Here is a 5,075-nt window from a genome sequence, read left to right on the forward strand (position 1 = left end):
GAGAGAAAAATCAAGAGGATGAGAAACTCAGAAAATCTTGCCAGAAAAATTAAGTCAAGATTTGGCTTTCTAACAATCTAAGTAAAGGTTAGGAAATTTATAAATTACCAAATTCAGTCATAGATTATTTTTGACTTTTGCATGACTGACTTTTGCCTTGCGCCTAGCGTTATACTCCTTCTGTTTTTTCCCTATCTTTTCTAAAATTAGACTGTAAAACCGTAAATAAACTTAATTAATAGTAGCTCAAAAAAGAGAGAAAATGGCATCAACAAATCCTCCAGAAAGTGCAGCAGAAAATTTCCACAAAAAAGCAGAAGCTTATTTAGCTCAAAGGAAATTTGAAGAAGCGATCGCCTCCTGTGAATTAGCGATAAAAATAGAAGAAAATTATTTTCCTGCCTACAAAACTTTAGGGAATGCTTGGCAAGTACAAGGAAAATTAGCAGAGGCAGAAAATTGGTACAAAAAGGCGTTAGAAATTAAATCAGATTGGCCGGAAGTATATGCTAATCTGGGTAGTTTATACGCTATGCAGCAAAAATGGCAAGAGGCAGTATCCTATTATCAAAAAGCTGTAAATCTCAAACCAGATTTTGCGGGAGCTTATCGGAATATGACGAAAGTATGGCTACGTTTGGGCAACCAAAAATCTGCTACATATTGTCAGTATAAGGCATTGTCTATAGAACCAGAAAAAGCTTCCCTTGAAGAATTTATTAATTTAGGAAAAACTCTGGAGCAACAAGGTAGTTTAAATGAGGCAATATCTTGTTATCGCATGGCAATTAAATTAGATCATAATTCATCAGAAGCTTATCAAAATTTAGGGGAAGCTTTAAAACAACAAGGAAACTTGGAGGAAGCGACCGTTTGTTTTCGGAAAGCAATAGAATTAAAAGCAGCTAATACAAAAATAGAGAATTCAGATGATATTTCATCAGCTAGTAAATATAATTTAATTTCTAGTCAAGAGTTAAATCCTGCAGACACTTTAGTTGGTAGTTTAAATAATAATCTGGTCAATGGTAATGATACTCTAGCAAGTTCTGAACAAATAAATAATATGCCTCCCCAACAAACTTTGCCGACGATTAATATTGAAGATATAGAAACTTATATAGTAGTGGCAGAGACTTACCTTAAGCAGAAAAAATGGGAACAAGCAATTAGTACAAGTCAGAAAATTATTTCAATTAAACCAGAACCCAAAGCTTATAAAATAATAGGCAATTCTTTACAAGCTATGGGTAAATTACCAGAAGCATTAGATTGGTACAAGAAAGCATTAGAGATTAAGCCTGATTTTGGGGAAGTATATGCAAATATAGGAACAATATTTGCTCAACAAAAACAGTGGGAGGAGGCAATAAAATCTTATCGAAGAGCAATTGCAATTAAACCAGACTTTGCTGGAGCATATAGAAATTTAGCGAAAATTTATACTCAGGTTAATCGGTCAGCAGACGCAGCAGAATATTTATATCAAGCATTAAGATTAGAACCGGGAAAAGCGACCGCCGAAGAATTTTTATTTACAGGAAATAATCTGAATGAAAATGGTCAATTACAACAGGCGATCGCTTGTTATGAAGAAGCAATTAAGTTAAAGCCTCAGTTAGTAGAAGCTAGTTATAAATTAGGAGAAATATTAATTCAAAACGGGCAGTTGGGAGAAGCAGTTGTTTGTTATCAAAGAGTAATATCTGCTAATCCAAAGAATTTAGAAGCTTATGAAAAATTAGGAGATGGTTTATTAAAGCAGGGGCAGTTAGATCTGGCTTTACAGAATTATCAAAAAGCTCAACAACTAGAACCAAATAATAGAGAATTTAAGCAAAAAATCGGAGAAATTTATTACAGATATGGAGAAGCTTTCCAAGAACAAGGAAAGGTAGAAGAGGCAGTCAAAGCTTATAGTCAAGCAACAGAAAATTCTCCAGAATTCGATATACCTTATGGAAAATTAGGGGAAATTTTCTCGCAACAGGAAAAATGGAAAGAAGCTGCCAAGGTCTATCAAAAAGCAAGTGAAATAAAATCAGATAATTCTTGGTATCACAACAGCTTAGGAGAAGCTCTCAAGAAATTAGAAAAATGGGAAGAAGCTGTGACAGCTTACCGCAAAGCTATAGAATTAAATCCCAACTTTTCTTGGTCTCATAATAACTTAGGTGACTGTCTATTAAAATTAGATAAATGGGAAGAAGCTGTTGAACCTTATCGTCGAGCAATAGAATTAAATCCAGACTTTACTTGGTCTTATATTAACTTAGGAAATACTCTTTGGAAAATAGGAAATTGGCAAGAAGCAATAAACCCCTATCATCGAGCAATAGAATTAAAAGCAGATTTCCCAGAAGCTTATCAAAAATTGGGATATGCTCTGAAAAAACGCGCCGAATTAGACTTAGAAGAATCAATTAAATGGTATAAGAAAGCCATAGAAAATAATCCCGATAATGAGCAACTTTATCACAAAGCGCTAGAGGTTAAGCCAGAAGACCACAAACTTTATTTACAACTAGGCAATACATTAGCAAAAAAAGGGAAAACTCATGGAGCGATCGCCTTTTATCAGTTAGGTTTACAAATTAATCCAGACGATGCAGAAATTAAAGAGCAACTAGAAAAGATATTACCTAAAAAAAAGACTTTTAGGGAACAGGGAACCGTCCCTGTTTCTACATTGCCTTTTCCTATAATTGAAAAAAGGGAACAGGAAGTAGAAAATAGGGAACAGGCAACCGTCGCTCTTTCCTCATTACCTTCTCCTTTTCTTGAAAAAGAAGATTCCTATCAATTATGGCTCAAGGAAAACTTACCTAACTCAGACAAACTCAAGAAAATGTCGGAAAATTTAGAGACTTTCCGATACCAACCATCGATCAGTATTATCCTGCCAGAAAAAAAAGCATCTCCAGAGTTTCAAGAGACAATTGAATCAGTAATAAATCAAATTTATCCTAACTGGGAACTTTGCTATCTTGCTGAGGAACTCCCGGAAAATATAGAAGCAGAAAACAGAATCAAATTAGTCTTAAAAAGTAAAAATAGAGATATTGCCACAGACTTAAATTCTGCCTTAGCATTAGCAACAGGAGATTTTGTTACTCTATTAAATCCTGACGATATATTAACTCCAGATGCTCTCTATCAAATGGCATTATTTCTGAATAAACATCCAGAGTCAGATATGGTTTATTCAGACGAAGACAAATTGACCAGTGAAGGAAAATTAACTGAACCTTACTTTAAACCAGATTGGTGTCCTGATTCATTTTTATCTCGAATGTATACAGGTCATTTGTGTATATATCGCCGAGAATTATTGGAAAAATTGAACGGTTTTCGAGTCGGATATGAAAGTAGTTATGAATATGATTTAATTCTCCGGTTAAGCGAAACAAGTCAAAAAATATTTCACATTCCCAAGGTACTTTATCACAACCGAATCTCTGAAAATGGAATAGAAATAAATCAAACAATCTCAGAAGAAACAGCAAAAAAAGCATTAACCGAAGCATTAGCAAGAAGAGGAGAAACAGGAACAGTTCATAGCGTACCTAACCATCCTGGTTTTTATCGAATCCGCTATCAAATTTCCAATAAAAAATTAGTCAGTATTATCATTCCCACTAGAAATTTAGGAAATATTTTAGATAGATGTCTAGAGTCAATATTTACTAAAACCACCTATCCAAATTATGAAGTAATAGTAATTGACAATGGCAGCGACGAACCAGAAACATTATCCATTATTGAAGAGTGGAAAAAGAAACAACCAGAAGGTTTCAAAAGTTATGAACTGAATATTCCTTTCAACTTCTCCAAACTAAATAATTTTGCCGTCGAAAAAGCAGAAGGTGATTATTTACTATTCTTAAATAATGATACAGAAGTAAAAACTGCCGACTGGTTAGAAGCAATGGTCGAACAAGCGCAAAGAGAAAAAATAGGAGCTGTCGGAGCATTATTATTATATCCAGATAATACAATTCAACACGCCGGAGTTGTATTAGGAATGCGGAGTGTTGCAGACCATAGTCACCGAGGTTTTTCTCCTACTAATGCTGGGTATAAAGGTCAAATTATTTCTATCAATAATTATTCTGCCGTAACTGCCGCTTGTTTAATGTGTCGGCGAGAAGTATTTGAACAAATTGGAGGATTTGATGAAGAGTTAGCAGTAGCATTTAATGACGTAGATTTATGTTTAAAAATGCGGCATAAAGGTTATCAAAATATTTATCTACCTCACGCTGTTTTATATCACCACGAGTCGAAAAGTCGGGGAGTAGAAAATACCGGACAAAAACAACTCCGTTTCCAAAAAGAAATTCAAGATATGAAGCAAAGGTGGAAACATTTAATAGACGAAGATCCTTGTTATAATCCTCATTTAACTCGACAACAAGAAAACTTTAGTTTAAGAATTCAAACAAATGTAGAAGTTGCTGTTTCTCTGTATGAAAAAGATACAGAAATAGTCGGTTGTTCTATAGATGTACCCAAACCAGGAATAGAGGAAAATATTAGTTCTATTTGTATAGGTGGGTGGGTAGTTGGAAAAAAATCTCCTCCAGTCACAGTCCAACTAATTTCTTTAACTAAATCAGGTAAAATTTTGCGCGAAGTTCCTGCTAATTTACATCGTCCAGATGTAGGTAAAATTCATCCTGAGTATTCTGATGCTCAACATTCTGGTTTTTGGGGAGAAATAGAAGTACTTGAAGTTGCACCAGAGTCGAAAATTTCCTTAGAAGCTATTTTCAAAGATGGTTCTCATGTGCGACTGGGGATGGTAAGTTTTAAGTTTCCTAATTTGATTTAATTTGTTTAAGTTATACTAAATCCGGCTGAGTGAGAAGCTATTCAAAAAAAGTCTAAGCTTTTCTCCTACATAGAATTTAGGGATAGAAAAAGTAGCTTTTTATAACCGGATTTGGTATTAGTTTATCCTTAATAGAAGCCATTTGGAATATTAGGCAAAGCGCGAGTTTTTGGCAAAGGACTCAGAAGTCAGGAGTCAGAAGTCAGGAGATGGAGGAATAGAATGGGGAAAAGGTAGAAAA

The 5,075-nt window shown here is 34.4% G+C and carries 1 protein-coding gene; it reads left to right on the top strand.

Features of this window, described 5'->3' with window-relative positions; all coding sequences use genetic code 11:
• The first annotated feature begins 262 nt into the window (after positions 1-262).
• The gene (locus tag ACP6PM_RS36685) at positions 263-4,834 is read left to right on the top strand and encodes a tetratricopeptide repeat protein (RefSeq protein ID WP_426591816.1); all 4,572 of its coding nucleotides are present in this window, start codon (positions 263-265) and stop codon (positions 4,832-4,834) included.
• The last annotated feature ends 241 nt before the right edge of the window (positions 4,835-5,075 follow it).

The sequence above is a fragment of the Dapis brunnea BLCC-M229 genome (genome assembly GCF_050015995.1).
In the GTDB taxonomy this organism is placed as follows: domain Bacteria; phylum Cyanobacteriota; class Cyanobacteriia; order Cyanobacteriales; family Microcoleaceae; genus Trichodesmium.